Origin of the sequence: Pseudoflavonifractor sp. 60, from assembly GCF_009911645.1 — a bacterium.
Taxonomy (GTDB): domain Bacteria; phylum Bacillota; class Clostridia; order Oscillospirales; family Oscillospiraceae; genus Lawsonibacter.
The window spans coordinates 1-1,148 of the sequence record NZ_QWKI01000243.1 but is presented as its reverse complement, the minus strand read 5'-3'; the positions used below and the strand labels follow the sequence as shown (position 1 = coordinate 1,148).

3 protein-coding genes are annotated in these 1,148 nt (G+C 41.0%); 2 read left to right on the top strand and 1 reads right to left on the bottom strand.

The features are described from left to right. Positions 1–72: 72 nt before the first annotated feature. Complete coding sequence (locus D1646_RS20725) at positions 73–372, bottom strand: hypothetical protein (protein ID WP_160638276.1); 300 nt, start codon at positions 370–372, stop codon at positions 73–75. Between the two features lie 106 nt (positions 373–478). On the opposite strand from D1646_RS20725, the gene D1646_RS23505 reads away from it, so the two are divergent. Both D1646_RS23505 and D1646_RS20715 read left to right on the top strand, forming a co-directional pair. After that, a complete protein-coding gene (locus D1646_RS23505; protein ID WP_160638275.1) occupies positions 479–718 on the top strand; it encodes a helix-turn-helix transcriptional regulator in 240 nt (79 codons plus the stop codon). A 231-nt stretch (positions 719–949) separates the two neighbouring features. Next, positions 950–1,111: a hypothetical protein gene (locus D1646_RS20715; protein WP_160638274.1), complete on the top strand. Its 162-nt coding sequence runs from the start codon at positions 950–952 to the stop codon at positions 1,109–1,111. The last annotated feature ends 37 nt before the right edge of the window (positions 1,112–1,148 follow it).

The window sequence follows — 1,148 nt, the reverse complement described above, 5'->3', positions numbered from 1 at the left end:
CCGCAGGCGGCCTGGCCCCTTTGAAAAGGGGCTCCGGCGAAGCCGGTGGGGATTGATTTGCTGGCACTGCTTCTACTCGAAATCTGAAATAGAAGTATATTTTCGGGTTCGCTCCCGGTCTTTCATCCTCTTATATAATACCAACGCCTGTAAAATATAGTCGCTGCTGTGAATGGCCTGCTCCAGCCACTGCTGTTCCTCCTCCTCCGACATGACCTTACCTGAATCAATCAGGTCCAAGAAGTCCATATGATAAAGCATCCACAAAACCGCGTATTGTTGGTCCTTTTTCAGCGGCATCAAAATCTCTGACATATCTTTTGTCCATTTTAATTGTTCAAAATCTAAAACATAATCATCCTTGTTCTCCATAAATAAATCCTCCAATTATTGTAATGTATTCATTGCAATTTTACCACGCAGATGGGGTAAAATCAAGTTGCTATGTATACATTTCAATGCGTAAGGATGAGGATCTGTGTCAGAGAAAATCAAGCAAGACATTTCTATTGGTGCAAATTTAAAGCGCCTCCGCAAAAATGCGAAGTTATCACAGCAAAATGTTTCGATTAAATTGGATTTAATGGGATTGGATATCAGCAGGTCAATCATTTCACAGATGGAAATTGGGAAATATAGTATTCGAGTCAGCGTGCTGCGGGCGTTGAAGGAGATTTATAAAGTGGACTCCTATGATGAATTTTTTAAGGATTTGTAAATAAACTTAACTATAATCTGCAAGGGTTTATATGCCCTCAAAAAAAACAGCCCCGAGGAGAGGTCACATCCCTTCCTTGGGGTTTCATTTTATTCTCAAGGCAGGGAGGAATTTCACCAATTTTTCCGCCCCTCATTTTGTAGCTTATTCATTCCAATCATAACACAGAATTTCATTTAAAATTAAGACCGGAATGAATAAGCTCCAGAAAGAAGGGAAGGGGATACTCGCTTGGTGCAGAAGATAAAGCAGGTCAAGGAACTGTCAATTGGCGAAAATCTCCAGCGTCTTCGCAAAAATGTTGGCCTCTCTCAAGAAGACGCCGTTGCCCAATTACAGTTGGCGGGGCTGGATATAGTAAAAACAGTTGAAAAAAGGTATGGCAACGAGTAGAATAAGATCATGAGCTATTCAAAAAGATATAGGGAAC